The sequence below is a fragment of the Prescottella equi genome, assembly GCF_002094305.1.
Lineage (GTDB): Bacteria > Actinomycetota > Actinomycetes > Mycobacteriales > Mycobacteriaceae > Prescottella > Prescottella equi.
Genome location: NZ_LWTX01000002.1, coordinates 688412 through 702864, shown reverse-complemented (window position 1 = coordinate 702864; position 14453 = coordinate 688412). Strand labels below are relative to the sequence as shown.

Sequence of the window (14453 nt, the reverse complement as noted above, 5' to 3'; positions counted from 1 at the left end):
GAGCGTTGACCGAATCAAGGTGGAAGACGAAGGTCGCCGCGGCTGTGATGGTACTGAGCCTCGTCGCGATCGTCGTAGTGGCGCTGACCATGTTCGTCGGCGGTTTCGAGAAGAGCGAGCCGGTCACCGTGACGGCCGCACGGTCGGGTCTTGTGATGGAGCCCGACGCCAAGGTCAAGTTGCGTGGTGTCGAGGTCGGCCGCGTCGCCTCGATCGACGAGGTGGACGGCCAGGCCCGCATCAAGCTCGACATGGATCCGTCGCAGATGCACCTGATTCCGGCGAACTCGCCCGTCGAGATCAAGTCGACCACCGTGTTCGGGGCCAAGTACGTCAACTTCGTCACGCCTGCCGACCCGTCGCCCAAGTCCCTGCAGCCGGGCGCGGTGATCGGCGCGGACAGCGTCACCGTCGAGTTCAACACCCTGTTCCAGAACCTGTCGACGCTGCTGCAGCAGATCGAGCCCGAGAAGCTCAACGCCACCCTCGGCGCCATCTCGTCGGCGCTCAACGGTCGCGGCAACGAGCTCGGTGAGCTGCTCGGCGAGACCGACGCGTATCTGAAGAAGATGAATCCGGTTCTGCCGCAGTTGAAGCAGGACCTCAACGCGGCGGCCACCGTGACCAACACCTACGCCGACGTCACTCCGGATCTGATGACTCTGCTCGGCAATCTGACCGCCACCAGCGGAAGTATCGTCGAAGAGCGGGAGAACCTGCGTATGACGCTGGAGAACGCCGTGGCGCTGTCGAACAACGGCAATCAGTTGCTCACAGACAACGAGGCGGACCTGGCGCGTGCGCTCGAACTGTTGGAGCCGACCACGGCCCTCCTGTCCGGGTACTCCCCAGCCATCTCGTGCCTCGTCGTCGGACTCAACAAAGCCCGCCCGATGGCCGAGCAGATCGAAGGCGGCGGCCAGGCAGGCTTCGCGATGAGTACGAACTTCCTGGCCGGCCTGGAGCCCTACACGTATCCACGGGACCTCCCCAAGGTCAACGCCACCGGTGGCCCCAACTGCTGGGGTCTACCCGATTTCGATCCCAAGCGAGACGGGAACGCCCCGTTCGTGGTCACAGACAGCGCCAACACCCCGTATATGCCGGCCACGAAAACCACCTTGAGCATGCCCACGCTGTTCCAGATGCTCTACGGAGTAACCCCAGCTGCGGAGGGGCAGAACTGATGCGCGCCACCACAGTCAAGTTCCTCGCGTTCACCACCGTGATGGTGCTGATCTTCGCCGGCCTGGCAATCGTGTTCAGTCAGGCCCGATTCAGCAGCACCGACGGTTACCGCGCGGTGTTCACCAACGCATCCGGACTGAAGTCGGGCGAGAAGGTTCGGATAGCCGGTGTACCGGTCGGCACGGTCAAGGGTGTCGAGGTGGGATCCGACAACCTCGCACACGTGAGCTTCGACGTCGACACGAAGTACCCGGTGTTGCAAAGCACCCGGGCCGCCGTTCGTTACGAGAACCTCGTCGGTGACCGATACCTCGAACTCCTCGCCGGGGAGGGCTCGCCCGAGCCGCTCGCCACCGGCGGGACCATCCCGGAGACTCAGACGGCACCCGCCCTCGACCTCGATCTGCTGTTGGGTGGTTTCAAGCCTCTGCTCCGTGGCTTGAGCGCGGAGCAAGTGAACGACTTGAGTGGCGCGCTCCTGCAGGTGTTGCAGGGCCAGGGCGGCACGCTGGTGTCGCTGCTCGGCAACACCAGTTCGTTCACGTCGACGCTCGCCGACCGGGACGAGCTGATCGGTGACGTCATCACAAACTTGAACACCACACTGAAGACGATCGACGACAAGGGCGATCAGTTCTCGACCACGATCGACGAGTTGCAACAGTTGGTGAGCGGACTCGCGCAGGATCGCGATCCGATCGGAGCAGCGATTCCGAAGATCGCCACTGCGACCGACGATCTGGCGCAGCTGCTCCAGGGCGCGCGACCGGACCTGCAGTCGACGATCGCTAACGCGAGCGATCTCGCGACGAACCTTCAAAACGGCCAGGACGACATCAACTGGGTACTCGAGCGGCTGCCGGAGGCGTACCGGAAGCTGATCCGCACCGGTTCGTATGGCGCCTTCTTCCAGTTCTACACGTGCGAAGTGGCTTTCAAGTTCTCCGGACCTGACGGGAAGGAGTTGCGGGTGGACCTGCCCACGACACCGCTGCAGACGACGGGGAGGTGCGCATTCGATGGCCAAGGGTGAGCGAAACCTTACGCGCATCGGCATTATCGGCGTTGCCGTCTCGGTGTGCCTCGTACTTGCCGGATTGCAGTACGACCGACTGCCGTTCCTGTTCGGCAATGTCCGCTACGAAGCGGTGTTCGAGGACGCCGGCGGTTTGATGCCCGGTGACTACGTGACCGTCGCCGGCGTCAACGTGGGCAAGGTGGAGAGTATCGAACTCGATGGTGCTGCGGTCCGGGTCGCCTTCTCGATGAACGAGGGCATTCGACTCGGCGGTAGTTCGGGCGCCGACATCAAGACCAATACAGTTCTCGGGCGCAAGTCGATGCAGGTGACTTCCGAGGGCGATGACGTCATGAAGGTCGGCAGTACTATTCCGTTGGAGCGGACGAACTCTCCCTATTCGCTCAACGACGCGCTCGGAGACCTTACTTCGACGGTGTCCGACCTCGACACGAAGCAGTTGAACGATTCGCTCAACGCGGTGTCGGATACGCTGTCGGACACTCCGCCGGAGCTGCGGGCCGCCCTGGACGGTGTCACCCGCCTGTCTCAGAGCATCAACTCTCGCGACGAGTCTCTGAAGGATCTACTCAATCGCGCCGAGGGCGTGACCGAGATCCTCGCCGACCGCAGCGACCAGATCAACACACTGATCCTCGACGGTAACCAGTTGCTCGGTGAACTCGATCGCCGCCGCAACGCGATCAGCGAGCTGATCACGAATGTCTCCGCGGTCTCACAGCAGCTCACCGGTTTGGTCCAGGACAACGAGCAGCAGATGAAGCCGACGCTCGACAAGCTCAATGCCGTAGTAGCGAACTTGCAGAACAACAAGGACAACATCGGTCAGGCGCTCGACGGGCTCGCACCGTACGCGCGTTCACTGGGCGAGGCCGTCGGCAGCGGCCCCTTCTTCATGGCTTATGTCGCGAACTTCAGCGTCAGCGCACTTACCCAGACTGCGGTCGATCAATTGCTGTGGCCCGAGCACGTGCCCCAGGACCTTGCCCAGTTTCCGCCATTGAAGACCGAGCTCAAGGACCCGAACCGATGAGCGACGAACAGCAGCAGACCAGTAACAGAAGGAAGTGGCTTACGATCGGCGGCGCTGCCGTCGTCGTAGTGGGTGTTCTCGTGGCAGCGGTGATCTATCTCTTCCCGGGTCTCGGCAAAACGACTATCACGGCGCAGTTTCCCACCACCACTGGCCTTTATGCCGGCGACGACGTTCGTGTGCTCGGCGTCAAAGTGGGCTCTGTCGAGAGCATTGACCCCAGCGGCACCGGGGCCACGGTGGTGATGAATGTCGATCGCTCCGTGGACATCCCGGCCGATGCCAAGGCAGTTATCATCGCGCCCAGCCTCGTCGCGGCGCGCTTCGTGCAGCTCACCCCGGTGTACACCGGGGGAGAGTCGATGGCGGACGGCGCCGAGATTCCTCTCGACCGCACCGCGGTCCCGGTGGAGTGGGACGAGATAAAGACCGAGCTGACCAAGCTGTCGGACGCCCTCGGTCCACAGGGTGGAGCCGACCAGGGTTCGCTGGGCAATTTCATCGACACCGTCGGAGACAATCTCGACGGGAACGGTGACGCGCTGCGCAGTACGCTGCGCGAGCTCTCCGACACCATGAAGACCCTCTCTGACGGTCGGACCGACCTGTTCGCCACCATTCGCAATCTGCAGATGTTCGTCACCACGCTGTCGTCCAGTAACCAGCAGATCGTGCAGTTCGGCGGACGACTGCAGTCGGTGTCGTCCCTCCTGGCCGACACCAGCGATGAACTCGGCACCGCGCTGCAGGATCTCGACGTTGCAATCGGGGACGTCAACCGCTTCGTCACCGAGAACCGGGCTTCGCTCACCGAGCAGGTCGGCCGGCTCGCCGACGCGACATCGGTGCTGGTCGAGAAGCGACCGCAGCTGGAGCAAGTTCTGCACGTCGCGCCGAACGCCTTGGCGAACTTCAAGGACATCTACACGCCCAAACAGGGATCTGTGAACGGTGTGCTCGCCGCCAGCAATGCGAAGAACCCGATCAACATGGTCTGTGGTCTCATCGCGGGGCTCGAAACCAATGACTCGGACCGGTCGGCGGATCTCTGCGCCCAGTTCCTCGGCCCGGTCCTCAATTCGATCACTACGAACTACCCCGGCATCCTCACCCGGCCTGCCGATTCCCAGGGGGCTCTGCCCGAGCAGCTCGAGTTCAGTCCGCCGAGCCTGGCCGGCCAGGTCCCCGCTCGGACGCCGTCAGGTCCGACCTCGTCCGAGATTGCGCCCCTCTTCACGATGCCGTCGGTCCAGGTGCCCAACAGTCTGGGAGAATTGCTCAATCCGGGAGGCGGACGATGACCGCGAACCGCAAGTCCACTCGTGTACTTGCCACTTCGGCAATAGCTCTCACCATCGCCCTGGCCAGCACGGGCTGCGAGTGGAACGGGCTCAACTCGGTTCCTCTGCCAGGTACCGAAGGCCAAGGGGACGGGGCGTACACCGTTCAGATTCAGATGCCGAACGTCACGACGATGTCGCAGAACTCGCCGGTTCGAGTCAACGACGTCACGGTCGGCGCGGTCACCGGCATCGAGGTCCAGGATTGGCATGCGCTGGTAACGGTTTCGCTCAACAAGGACGTACAGTTGCCGGCCAACGCGACGGCCAAGATCGGGCAGACGAGCCTCCTCGGTTCGCAGCATCTCGAACTGGCGCCGCCGGTCGGAATCGCGCCGCAGGGGACTCTGAAGGATGGCGACGTAATTCCGCTCGAACGAGCCGGTGCATATCCCACGACCGAACAGACGCTTTCGTCGCTCTCCGTCGTGCTGAACGGCGGCGGACTAGCACAGATCAACGACATCACGAGAGAGCTCAACGCGGCCCTCGGCGGGCGTGAGGATTCGGTCCGGGATCTGCTTCCGCAACTGGATCAACTGGTCAGTAGTCTTGATGATCAACGCACGCAGATCATCTCGGCGATGGAGGGCATCGACCGACTTGCCGGCACGGTGAACCAACAGACCGACACTTTGAATCGCGCCCTGGACAGCATCCCGCCCGCCCTCGAGGTGCTGGTGGCACAGCGTCAGAACCTGACCAATGCACTCGTGGCGCTCGGCAACTTCAGCGACACCGCGACCCGCGTGATCAACGAGAGCGGTGACGACCTGAAGGCGAACCTGGCTTCACTGTCGCCGCTTCTGGAGCAGCTTGCGGGTACCGGGAACAACCTGACCGAGGTGCTGTCGATGATGCTGACCTTCCCGTTCACGATGAAGCACATGGATCAGGTGTTCCAGGGCGACTACGCGAACCTGAACATGATGATCGACATGACAAACGCGCGGCTGACCAGCAACTTCATCGACCAGACGGGGCTGGGCCCGACACTTGCGGGAGTCGAGGGCGCGCTCGGCACCTTGGCAGGTACCGCCGGGCAGACAAACGACCCGCTGAAGGTGCCTGATCCGAAGAAGCCTGACCTGATCCAGCCCCAGCCCAAGCCTGCGACGCCGGATGATATTCCGTCGCTGCAGATTCCTGGCCTTCCGCAACTAGGAGCGCCGACGCCATGATGCTCTCGAGGTTCGTTCGTATTCAGCTGGTGATCTTCTCGATCCTGACCGTCATCGGTCTGGTCGTGATGGCCACCCAGTATGTACAGCTACCCGCACTGTTCGGTATCGGGCAGAACCGGGTGACCGTGCAGCTGTCGTCGAGTGGCGGTCTGTATGCGAATGCCAATGTTGCGTTCCGCGGCACCAATATCGGCAAGGTCGATGAGGTAGTGCTCACCGAGGACGGGGTCGACGCCAAGCTGTCGATCAGCAGCAGCTACGACATCCCTGCAGACCTCGATGCGGCCGTCAAGAGCGTGTCAGCAGTCGGTGAGCAGTACGTGGACCTGATCCCGCGTACCGACTCGGAGCCGTATCTCGCGGACGGCGACGTGATTCCCGTTGACCGCACGAGCGTTCCGCAGGACGTCGGCGCGATGCTCGACCAGGCGAACACTCTCGTGCAAAGCATCTCGAACACTCAGTTACGCACGGTGGTCGACGAGTCCTTCAAGGCGTTCAACGGGGCCGGGCCGGATTTGCAACGACTCATCGACTCCGCACGACTGTTCGTCCAGGAAGCCAATGCCAACTCGGACGCCACTAAGACGCTTATCGAACAGGCGGAGGGTCTCCTCGACACGCAGGTGGTCACGAGCGACGCGATCCGGTCGTGGACCCAGGACTTGGTGACGTTCTCGAACCAGTTGCGCACCAGCGATCCTCAGATTCGAAGTATCCTCGCGCAGACGCCGAGTGCGGCGAACGAGGCCAACGCACTGTTCCAGGAGCTGAAGCCGACGCTGCCACTGCTGCTTGCCAACCTGGTGAGTGTCGGCGAGGTCTCCACGATCTACCACAAGAGCATCGAACAGGTGCTGGTGATCTACCCGCCGCTGGTGTCGTCGTTGCTGACCATCGCCATGAAGGGGCCGATCGACGACGGCGCCATCGTGAACTTCGCGCTGCAGGTGAACGACCCTCCCCCCTGCACCACAGGCTTCCTTCCCGCAGACCAGTGGCGAGCACCGAACGAGAAGACAACTCCGCCCACGCCGTCGGACCTGTTCTGCAAGGTGGCACAGGACGACCCGACCACGGTCCGAGGGGCGCGCAACTATCCCTGTATGGAGGTCCCCGGTCGACGTGCGGCATCGCCCGTGGAATGCCGTAGCGCAGCGGGATACGTTCCGCTGGGTAACAACCCGCCGAGTGGGCCGCCGCAGGATCCGTCTGTACCCTCGTACACGACGGCTCCGGCGAGCGTAGGGAGCGCGAATGTGCCTGCCACAGCGCGCCCCTACGACCCGACGACGGGAAAGTACGTCGGGCCCGACGGCGTGTTGTACTCGCAGCCGGGGTTGTCGGGAGGAACACCGAGGGAGGACACGACGTGGCAGACGATGATGACACGTCAGCAGGGCTGACGGCCGACGAGAGAAGGCGTCCGGCGCGTCGGCGTGCCAGTCGCAGCGCGGGCCCGGCGAGCGGCAATGGTTCGCAATCTGTGACGAAACTGCCGTCTATCGACCGTGGGGCCGGTGTCGCGGGAACGATCACGTTGGAAAAGAACGCGACCCCGACCGCCGAGGTGACCGAGTCTGCGGCCCCGTCGGCCGTCGAGGCTGAGACCGTTTCTGCCCCAACGGCGCCGGAAATCGAGTCCGACGACTGGTACCCCACGGCGCCGGCTGGACCTCGCTGGGCTCGGGGCGCACTCGCTTCGGCGATTGCGCTCGGCCTGGTGATCGTTGCGCTGCTCGCCGTCCTGGGCTGGCTGCTGTACGAGCGGTCCGTCGCGGGCGATCGTGACGCGCGCCGCGAAGCCTTCACAGCCACCGCGCAGCAGACCGTCCTCAATCTCACGACGATCAAGCCGGACACCGCCAAGGACGACGTCGCCAAGATCCTTGCGGGCGCGAGCGGCGAATTCAAAGCCGAGTTCGATGGCCGGGAGGATCCGTTCGTCAGCATCGTCAAGGAGGCCGGTGTCACCACGGTCGGCAGAATTGTTGCAAGTGGAATCGAGAGTGACAGCGACGACACCGCCAAGGTTCTCGTGTCGGCGCGTGCTGACGTCACCACCCCTGACGGGTCCCAGAACGGTACACGGGACTTCCGGATGCGAGTGACGGTGACCGACAACGACGGGACGCTCACCGCGTCGAAGGTGGAGTTCGTGCCGTGACCGAGAAGCATGTCGAGAACGAGGGTCCTGGAATGAGCATCGAGACGGATACGCCGTCGATCGAGGTTTCGCCAACCCGTGCGAACAAGTCGCTGCCGACGGCACTCTTGGCCGTCGCCGGCGTGGTGATCGCCGCTCTGCTGGTCGGTGTCGGTTGGTTGGGCTGGGGCTACCTGAACGATCGTGCTGCCGAGCAGGCACGGACCGACGCGGTTCAAGCCGCGACGGCTCAGGCCGCCGCGATGCTGTCGTACAACTTCAACGATGTCGACCAGCAATTGGCCGCGGCCGGTGACGGTCTCACCGGCGACTTCCGTGCCGAGTACGACCAGTTGGTGAAGGAGACGATCGCTCCCGGCGCCAAGGAGAAGAAGATCACCGTCGAGGCCACCGTGCAGGCGGGGGCGATCGAGTCGGCGTCGAAGAACGACGCGGTGGTGCTGCTGTACGTCAACCAGATCACCCGCAGCGAGGAGATGCCGGACGCCGCGACCACAGGCAGTCGGGTTCGCATGGAGATGCACAAGGAGGGCGACCGGTGGCTCACCGGACGACTGACCCCGGTGTGACGAACGATTGACCCGAACGAAATGGGCTCCCGCGCAACGCGGGAGCCCATTGTCGTCGGTACCTGGGTCCTACTCGGTGTACTCGCCGTCCGCGGGCAGCAGTGCCGGTCCGGCCACACCCTGCTGTGAGAGTGCGTCGAGGAACGAGCGGGCCCAGCGGTCCACGTCGTGCGCGAGGACCTGGCGGCGCAGGGCGCGCATGTGGCGTCGACCGGCCTCCTTGTCCTGGTTCAGTGCTTCCTCCATTTTGTCCTTGACGTCGTCGAGGTCGTGGGGGTTGCACAGGAAGGCTTGACGGAGTTCGGCTGCGGCGCCGGTGAACTCGCTCAGCAGCAGCGCTCCGCCGAGGTCGCTGCGGCACGCGACGTACTCCTTGGCGACCAGGTTCATGCCGTCGCGCAGTGGTGTCACGAGCATGACGTCGGAGGCTACGAAGAACGCGATCAGTTCGTCCCGGCCGATGGGGCGGTGGATGTAGTGCACCACCGGTCGCCCCACCTCGGCGTACTCGCCGTTGATGCGGCTGACGGTCTGCTCGATCGCGCCGCGCATCTGCACGTAGCTCTCGACACGCTCGCGGCTGGGCGTTGCCAGCTGCACCATGACGGTGTCGGCGGGATCGATGCGTCCCTCCTGGAGGAGCTCGTACAGCGCGTCGAGGCGCACGTCGATGCCCTTGGTGTAGTCGAGCCGGTCGACGCCGAGCATGATGTGCTTCGGGTTGCCGAGTTCCTTGCGAATCTGCTTGGCGCGGTCGCGGATCGACTTGCGGCGCGACAGCTCGTCGAGCTTGCCGGAATCGATGGAGATCGGGAAGGCGCCGACGCGGACGGTGCGGAATCCGACCTGCACGACGCCGAGCTTGGAGCGGACACCGACAGTGCCCCGGGAGGTCTGCTGGCCGGCGAGGCGGCGGGCCAGGAACATGAAGTTCTGGGCGCCGCCGGGGAGATGGAATCCGATGAGGTCGGCGCCGAGCAGGCCCTCGACGATCTCGCGCCGCCACGGCATCTGCATGAACAGCTCGACCGGCGGGAACGGGATGTGCAGGAAGAACCCGATGGTGAGATCGGGGCGCAGCATCCGCAGCATCTTCGGCACCAGCTGCAGCTGGTAGTCCTGGATCCAGACGGTGGCGCCCTCCGCGGCGGCCCTCGAGGTGGCCTCGGCGAAACGCCGGTTCACCTCGACGTAGGCGTTCCACCATTCACGTCGGTACTCCGGCTTGACGATCACGTCGTGGTACAGCGGCCACAGAGTGGCGTTGGAGAAGCCCTCGTAGTAGTCGGCGACCTCCTGACCGCTGAGCGGCACGGGATAGAGGTCGAGACCGTCCTCGACGATGGGCTCGAGGTCGACGTCGGGGACGCCGGGCCAGCCCACCCACGCACCCTTGTTGCTGCGCAGGATCGGTTCGAGGGCGGTGACGAGCCCGCCGGGGCTGCGCTTCCAGCGGGTCGTACCGTCGGGAAGTCGTTCGAGGTCGACCGGCAGGCGATTGGCGACCACGACGAAGTCGGAGCCTCCGTGTACGGGGCCGGACTGGTCGCCGCCCGTCGCGCCCTCGGAACTTGTCGATAATTCCGAAGGCTCAGCCACGGATACCCCTACTCTTTCCTCGGTTGTGATGCGTCAGTCGAGCTTGGCGGTCGGTCCGATGCCGAGCATCGAGAGCAGCATGCGGCACTCGTCGGCATCCGTGGCGTAAGCGGCGACGACGCGCTGAGCCTGTCGAGCGGTCTCGTCGGCTACGGGTTCGAGGTCCTCGTCCGCGATGTCGTTCTCGGCGGTCGTCTTCGCGGCCATCTTGTTCCTTCCGGCTTGCTGCTTCACTAGCAGGTAGTTCCTGAGTGCGACTCTATGAGAACCGCACCGGTCGGCGCCACTCACCGCCGGGTTAGGGTCTACTTACCTACGCTGTTGTCGAGGGCTGGAGGGTTGATGGCAGGTGGTACCGCGGTTCTGCGCCGCACGCTGGCACGGAACCGGGGGCGTCTGCTCGCGGGGACGGCCCTGGTCAGCCTGCACCAGGTCGCCGAGACGGCGGTGCCGATCGCTATCGGTGTGATCGTCGACCGCGCGGTCGAGACCGGGGACGTCACAGCCCTGATCGTGTGGCTGTCCGCGCTCGCCCTCCTCTTCGTCGTGCTCACGTCCGCGTGGCGGTTCGGAGCGCGCTTCATCGTGCTGGCCGTGCAGCAGGAGGCACACCGGCTCCGGGTGGAGGTCGCGGGCCGCATCCTCGACCCCCGCGGCGTGCGGACCGACCTGCGGGCGGGCGAGCTGTTGACGGTCTCGACGTCCGACGCCGACAAGGAAGCCTGGATCCTCGACGTCGTCCCCCGCGTCGCCGCGGCGCTCACCGCGATGGTGGCGTCGGCGATCGCGCTGCTGTGGATCGACGTGACACTGGGTCTGGCGGTACTCGTCGGCACACCCGTCATGCTCGGTCTGCTGCAGTTGGCTGCGCCGCTGATCACGCGCCGGGCGTCGGCGCAGCAGGCGACCACCGCACGCGCGGCCGGGATGGCCACCGATCTGGTGAGCGGCCTGCGCCCGCTGCGCGGGATCGGGGCGGAGGCGACGGCGGCGCGGCGCTACCGCGACGTCAGCCGCGACGCGTTGGCCGCGACGATGCGCGCCGCGAAGGCGACCGGCGTGTTCGTCGGAGTGTCGATGACGGTCAGCGCTCTGCTCGCAGTGTCCGTCGCCGGGTTCGCGGGCTGGTTCGCGCTCGACGGCCGCATCTCGGTCGGCGAGCTGATCACCGTCGTCGGACTGTCGCAGTTCATCGTGGAACCACTCGGGATGCTGGCCCGCGTCCCCGGCTTCTACGCGAACGCGCGGGCGTCGGCGGACCGGCTGGCGCTGGTGCTCGACGCCGAACCTCTGCTTCCTGCCGGCGGTACCGAGCCGTCGGGCGCGAGCGACGTGGAGCTGCGGGCGCTGTCCTACCGGTCGCTGGCCCAGGTCGACCTCACCGTCGCGCCGGGGGAACTGCTGGGCGTCGTGGCCTATCGGCCGGAGGACGCGGAAGCGTTCGCCGAGGTCCTGTCCGGACAGATTCCCCCCGATCGGTACGAAGGCGAGATCCGGGTGGGCGGCGTCGGTCTGGTGGATCTGGGGCTGCCGCACGCACGCCGTACCGTGCTGGTCGAACCGCACCACACCGACCTGTTCGCCGGGACAGTCCACTCCAACATCACCGCCGGGTCCCCGGACGCCGACCACGACGCGGTGCGGCACGTGCTGCGGGCGTCGGCAGCGGTCGACGTCGTCGACGCGCATCCCGCGGGCCTCGAGCACGAAGTGACCGACCGGGGCGCGAGCCTGTCCGGTGGGCAGCGCCAGCGTGTCGCGCTCGCCCGGGCGCTCGCGGCGCAAGCTCCCGTCATGGTGCTGCACGATCCGACCACCGCGGTCGACGCCGTCACCGAACACACGATCGCCGACGGCATCGCCGGCAGCCGGCACGGCGGTACCCGCGCGCACTCGACGATCCTCGTCACCAGCAGCCCCGCCCTGCTGTCGGTGACCGACCGCGTGGTGGTCCTGGACGGCGGCCGCATCGTCGCCGAGGGCACCCACGCCGGGCTGTCCGCGTCCGACGAGAACTACCGGAAGGCGGTGCTGCGATGAGCGCGCCGGAGCAGCAGTTGCTGCCGATCGCGTCGGCGTCGGACAGTTGGCGCTGGCTGCGCGACGCGCTCGCCCGTCGGAAAGCTCTGGCGGCGCTGACGCTGCTCGCCGGACTGATCGCGGCGGGCGCCGCGGTGGTGCCGGTCTACGTGTTCGGCGTCCTGGTCGACCGGGTGCGTGAAGGGGCTCCGGCGTCGACGATCGTCGGCGTGGTCGCGATCATCACGGTCGCCGCGGTCGTCGCGGGCGCGCTCACCGGACTCGGGTCGTATCTCATCGCCAGGCTGGGGGAGGGCGCGCTCGCCGGTCTGCGCGAGCAGGTGGTGGGGCGCGCGCTGCGCCTGCCCATCCCCACGATCGAACGGGTCGGCAAGGGCGATCTGCTCTCGCGCGTCGGCGACGACGTCGCGGTGATCGGCAAGGCCGTCGCGGACGTCGTCCCGAGCCTGGTGTCGTCGCTGCTGTTGGTGGCGCTGAGCATGGCGACGATGGTGGGCATCGACTGGCGGCTGGGCTTGGCGGGCATGGTGGCGCTGCCGATGTACGTGCTCGCGCTGCGCTGGTACCTGCCCCGCTCGGGGCCGCTGTACGCGCAGGAGCGCGTGGCGATGGGTCGGCGGTCGCAGGCCCTCGTCAGCAGCATGCAGGGCGTGCGCACGGTCCGCGCGTACGGCCTCGAGGAACGGCATCTGGCGGACATCGATCGGGCCTCGGGCGATGCGCGCGACCTCTCGGTGGGCGTGTTCGGTTTGTTCACGCGCTTCGCCGGACGTGGCAACCGCGCCGAATTCGTGGGGCTCGCAGTAATTCTCGCGGTCGGTTTCGCGCTGGTGAAGCAGGACGTCGTGACCGTCGGCCAGACGACGGCGGCGGCGCTGCTGTTCCATCGTCTGTTCAACCCGATCGGTGCGCTGCTGTACACGTTCGACGAAGTGCAGTCCGCGGGTGCGAGCCTCGCCCGGCTCGTCGGCGTGCTGGAGATCCCGGAGTCGGAGGACGTCGGCACGGGCGCGGAGCCCGCCGATGCGTCCCTCGAACTGGCCGATGTCCGGCACAGCTACGACAGCGGCCACGAGGTGCTGCACGGCATCGACCTGCGCATCGCGCCGGGGGAGCGGGTGGCGCTGGTCGGATCGACGGGCGCCGGCAAGTCGACCCTCGCGGTTCTCGCAGCCGGATCGCTGCCACCGACGTCGGGGACAGTGCGGATCGGCGGGGTGCCGCTGGGCGAACTGGGCGCCGGGTCGCTGCGCCGACATGTCGCGATCGTCAGCCAGGAGGTGCACGTGTTCGCAGGGCCGTTGGTCGAGGACCTGCGCCTTGCGCGCCCGGACGCCTCCGACGCGGAGGTGACCGATGCGCTCGACACGGTCGGCGCGTCGTCGTGGGTGAACGCGCTCGACGACGGACTCGACACCGTGGTCGGCGAGGGTGGTCACACGCTCACCGCGGCGCAGGCGCAGCAACTGGCACTCGCCCGGCTCGTGCTGGCCGACCCTGCCGTCGCGATCCTGGACGAGGCGACCGCAGAGGCGGGCAGCGCCGGTGCCCGCGAACTCGAGCGCGCCGCGGACGCCGCCACCCGGGGCCGGACGACGCTGGTCGTCGCGCACCGGCTCACCCAGGCGGCGTCCGCCGACCGCGTGGTGGTGCTCGAACAGGGCCGGATCGTCGAACAGGGCACGCCCGCCGAACTGGTTTCGGCGGGTGGGCGTTACGCGCAGCTGTGGGCGGCGTGGCAGGGCGCGGACGAGCGGGCCGTCTCGACCACCTAGCGGTCCTCGGAAACGTGGTCCAGAAGGTCGTCGAGGGAATCGAACTCGACGACCTCGGCGTCGTCGTCCTTGTCGTCGACGCAAACCCCGTCGACCGCGAGTTGCTCGTCCAGCTGTACCCGGATCCAGCTGTCGGGGAACTGCTTCGGCGCGGCGAAGGACAACAGGAGCGCGTCGTGGAAGACGACGGTGGACGTCAGCGACAGGTCGTCGCGCAGGTCGGTCGGTTCGTGGACCGGCGCATCGCCGACCGCCTCCTCGATCTCCTCGGCGACCGAGTCGACGATCCGGAGCCACTGCTCGGGCGTGACGGTCAGGAGTCGGTCGACGGCGGCCAGGAGCACACCGGTGTCCGGGACGGGCCGGTCGTCGAGTTCGGGGTCGACGTTGACGGTGACCTCGGTGCCGGCGGCGGCCACCCGGGCGGTGCCGAAGACGAATCCGTCGCCCACCTGCGGCGCTGTGAGCAGTCCGCTTCCGGCGATCTCGTCCCGCAGTCGGGCAATCGAATCCATCGGG

At 66.3% G+C, this 14453-nt stretch carries 13 protein-coding genes; 10 read left to right on the top strand and 3 right to left on the bottom strand.

Annotation, left to right across the window (positions count from 1 at the left end; genetic code table 11):
* Positions 1-5 precede the first annotated feature (5 nt).
* The 8 genes from A6I89_RS08845 (at position 6) to A6I89_RS08810 (ending at position 8520) form a co-directional block, all read left to right on the top strand.
* The gene (locus tag A6I89_RS08845) at positions 6-1187 is read left to right on the top strand and encodes an MCE family protein (RefSeq protein ID WP_044990488.1); all 1182 of its coding nucleotides are present in this window, start codon (positions 6-8) and stop codon (positions 1185-1187) included.
* Complete coding sequence (locus tag A6I89_RS08840; protein ID WP_022594120.1) at positions 1187-2221, top strand: MCE family protein; 1035 nt, start codon at positions 1187-1189, stop codon at positions 2219-2221. Before A6I89_RS08845 ends, A6I89_RS08840 begins: the two co-directional genes overlap by 1 nt.
* Positions 2208-3260, top strand: coding sequence for an MCE family protein (locus A6I89_RS08835; protein WP_022594121.1), 1053 nt, complete (start codon positions 2208-2210; stop codon positions 3258-3260). Before A6I89_RS08840 ends, A6I89_RS08835 begins: the two co-directional genes overlap by 14 nt.
* On the top strand, positions 3257-4561 hold the full coding sequence (locus tag A6I89_RS08830; protein WP_022594122.1) for an MCE family protein: 1305 nt from the start codon (positions 3257-3259) through the stop codon (positions 4559-4561). The genes A6I89_RS08835 and A6I89_RS08830 overlap by 4 nt, the downstream gene beginning before the upstream one ends.
* Positions 4558-5781, top strand: a complete 1224-nt coding sequence (locus A6I89_RS08825) for an MCE family protein (protein ID WP_044990490.1) — start codon at positions 4558-4560, stop codon at positions 5779-5781. Before A6I89_RS08830 ends, A6I89_RS08825 begins: the two co-directional genes overlap by 4 nt.
* A complete protein-coding gene (locus A6I89_RS08820) occupies positions 5778-7190 on the top strand; it encodes an MCE family protein (protein ID WP_022594126.1) in 1413 nt (470 codons plus the stop codon). Before A6I89_RS08825 ends, A6I89_RS08820 begins: the two co-directional genes overlap by 4 nt.
* Before the next feature lie 134 nt (positions 7191-7324).
* Positions 7325-7951, top strand: coding sequence for a hypothetical protein (locus A6I89_RS08815; RefSeq protein ID WP_237171830.1), 627 nt, complete (start codon positions 7325-7327; stop codon positions 7949-7951).
* Positions 7948-8520, top strand: coding sequence for a hypothetical protein (locus A6I89_RS08810; protein ID WP_022594130.1), 573 nt, complete (start codon positions 7948-7950; stop codon positions 8518-8520). Before A6I89_RS08815 ends, A6I89_RS08810 begins: the two co-directional genes overlap by 4 nt.
* Positions 8521-8589: 69 nt before the next feature.
* Here A6I89_RS08810 and A6I89_RS08805 read toward each other — a convergent pair whose 3' ends face one another.
* Together A6I89_RS08805 and A6I89_RS24615 are read right to left on the bottom strand one after the other, a co-directional pair.
* On the bottom strand, positions 8590-10119 hold the full coding sequence (locus A6I89_RS08805) for an alpha,alpha-trehalose-phosphate synthase (UDP-forming) (RefSeq protein ID WP_044990491.1): 1530 nt from the start codon (positions 10117-10119) through the stop codon (positions 8590-8592).
* A gap of 33 nt (positions 10120-10152) precedes the next feature.
* Positions 10153-10326 (bottom strand): hypothetical protein, encoded by a 174-nt coding sequence (locus tag A6I89_RS24615; protein WP_005515507.1) that lies wholly within the window; start codon positions 10324-10326, stop codon positions 10153-10155.
* Between the two features lie 135 nt (positions 10327-10461).
* On the opposite strand from A6I89_RS24615, the gene A6I89_RS08795 reads away from it, so the two are divergent.
* Positions 10462-12159, top strand: a complete 1698-nt coding sequence (locus A6I89_RS08795) for an ABC transporter ATP-binding protein (RefSeq protein WP_022594135.1) — start codon at positions 10462-10464, stop codon at positions 12157-12159.
* Complete coding sequence (locus A6I89_RS08790) at positions 12156-13934, top strand: ABC transporter ATP-binding protein (RefSeq protein ID WP_022594136.1); 1779 nt, start codon at positions 12156-12158, stop codon at positions 13932-13934. The genes A6I89_RS08795 and A6I89_RS08790 overlap by 4 nt, the downstream gene beginning before the upstream one ends.
* On the opposite strand, the gene A6I89_RS08785 is transcribed toward A6I89_RS08790, so the two are convergent.
* Positions 13931-14449, bottom strand: a complete 519-nt coding sequence (locus A6I89_RS08785; protein WP_022594138.1) for a hypothetical protein — start codon at positions 14447-14449, stop codon at positions 13931-13933. The genes A6I89_RS08790 and A6I89_RS08785 overlap by 4 nt on opposite strands.
* Between the last annotated feature and the right edge of the window lie 4 nt (positions 14450-14453).

What these genes read in the sequence shown, in the direction of transcription:
- A6I89_RS08840 (WP_022594120.1), top strand. Translation starts at nt 1,187, where the DNA reads ATGCGCGCCACCACAGTCAAGTTCCTCGCGTTCACCACCGTGATGGTG.
- A6I89_RS08835 (WP_022594121.1), top strand. Translation starts at nt 2,208, where the DNA reads ATGGCCAAGGGTGAGCGAAACCTTACGCGCATCGGCATTATCGGCGTT.
- A6I89_RS08830 (WP_022594122.1), top strand. Translation starts at nt 3,257, where the DNA reads ATGAGCGACGAACAGCAGCAGACCAGTAACAGAAGGAAGTGGCTTACG.
- A6I89_RS08825 (WP_044990490.1), top strand. Translation starts at nt 4,558, where the DNA reads ATGACCGCGAACCGCAAGTCCACTCGTGTACTTGCCACTTCGGCAATA.
- A6I89_RS08820 (WP_022594126.1), top strand. Translation starts at nt 5,778, where the DNA reads ATGATGCTCTCGAGGTTCGTTCGTATTCAGCTGGTGATCTTCTCGATC.
- A6I89_RS24615 (WP_005515507.1), bottom strand. Translation starts at nt 10,326, where the DNA reads ATGGCCGCGAAGACGACCGCCGAGAACGACATCGCGGACGAGGACCTC.
- A6I89_RS08795 (WP_022594135.1), top strand. Translation starts at nt 10,462, where the DNA reads ATGGCAGGTGGTACCGCGGTTCTGCGCCGCACGCTGGCACGGAACCGG.
- A6I89_RS08790 (WP_022594136.1), top strand. Translation starts at nt 12,156, where the DNA reads ATGAGCGCGCCGGAGCAGCAGTTGCTGCCGATCGCGTCGGCGTCGGAC.
- A6I89_RS08785 (WP_022594138.1), bottom strand. Translation starts at nt 14,449, where the DNA reads ATGGATTCGATTGCCCGACTGCGGGACGAGATCGCCGGAAGCGGACTG.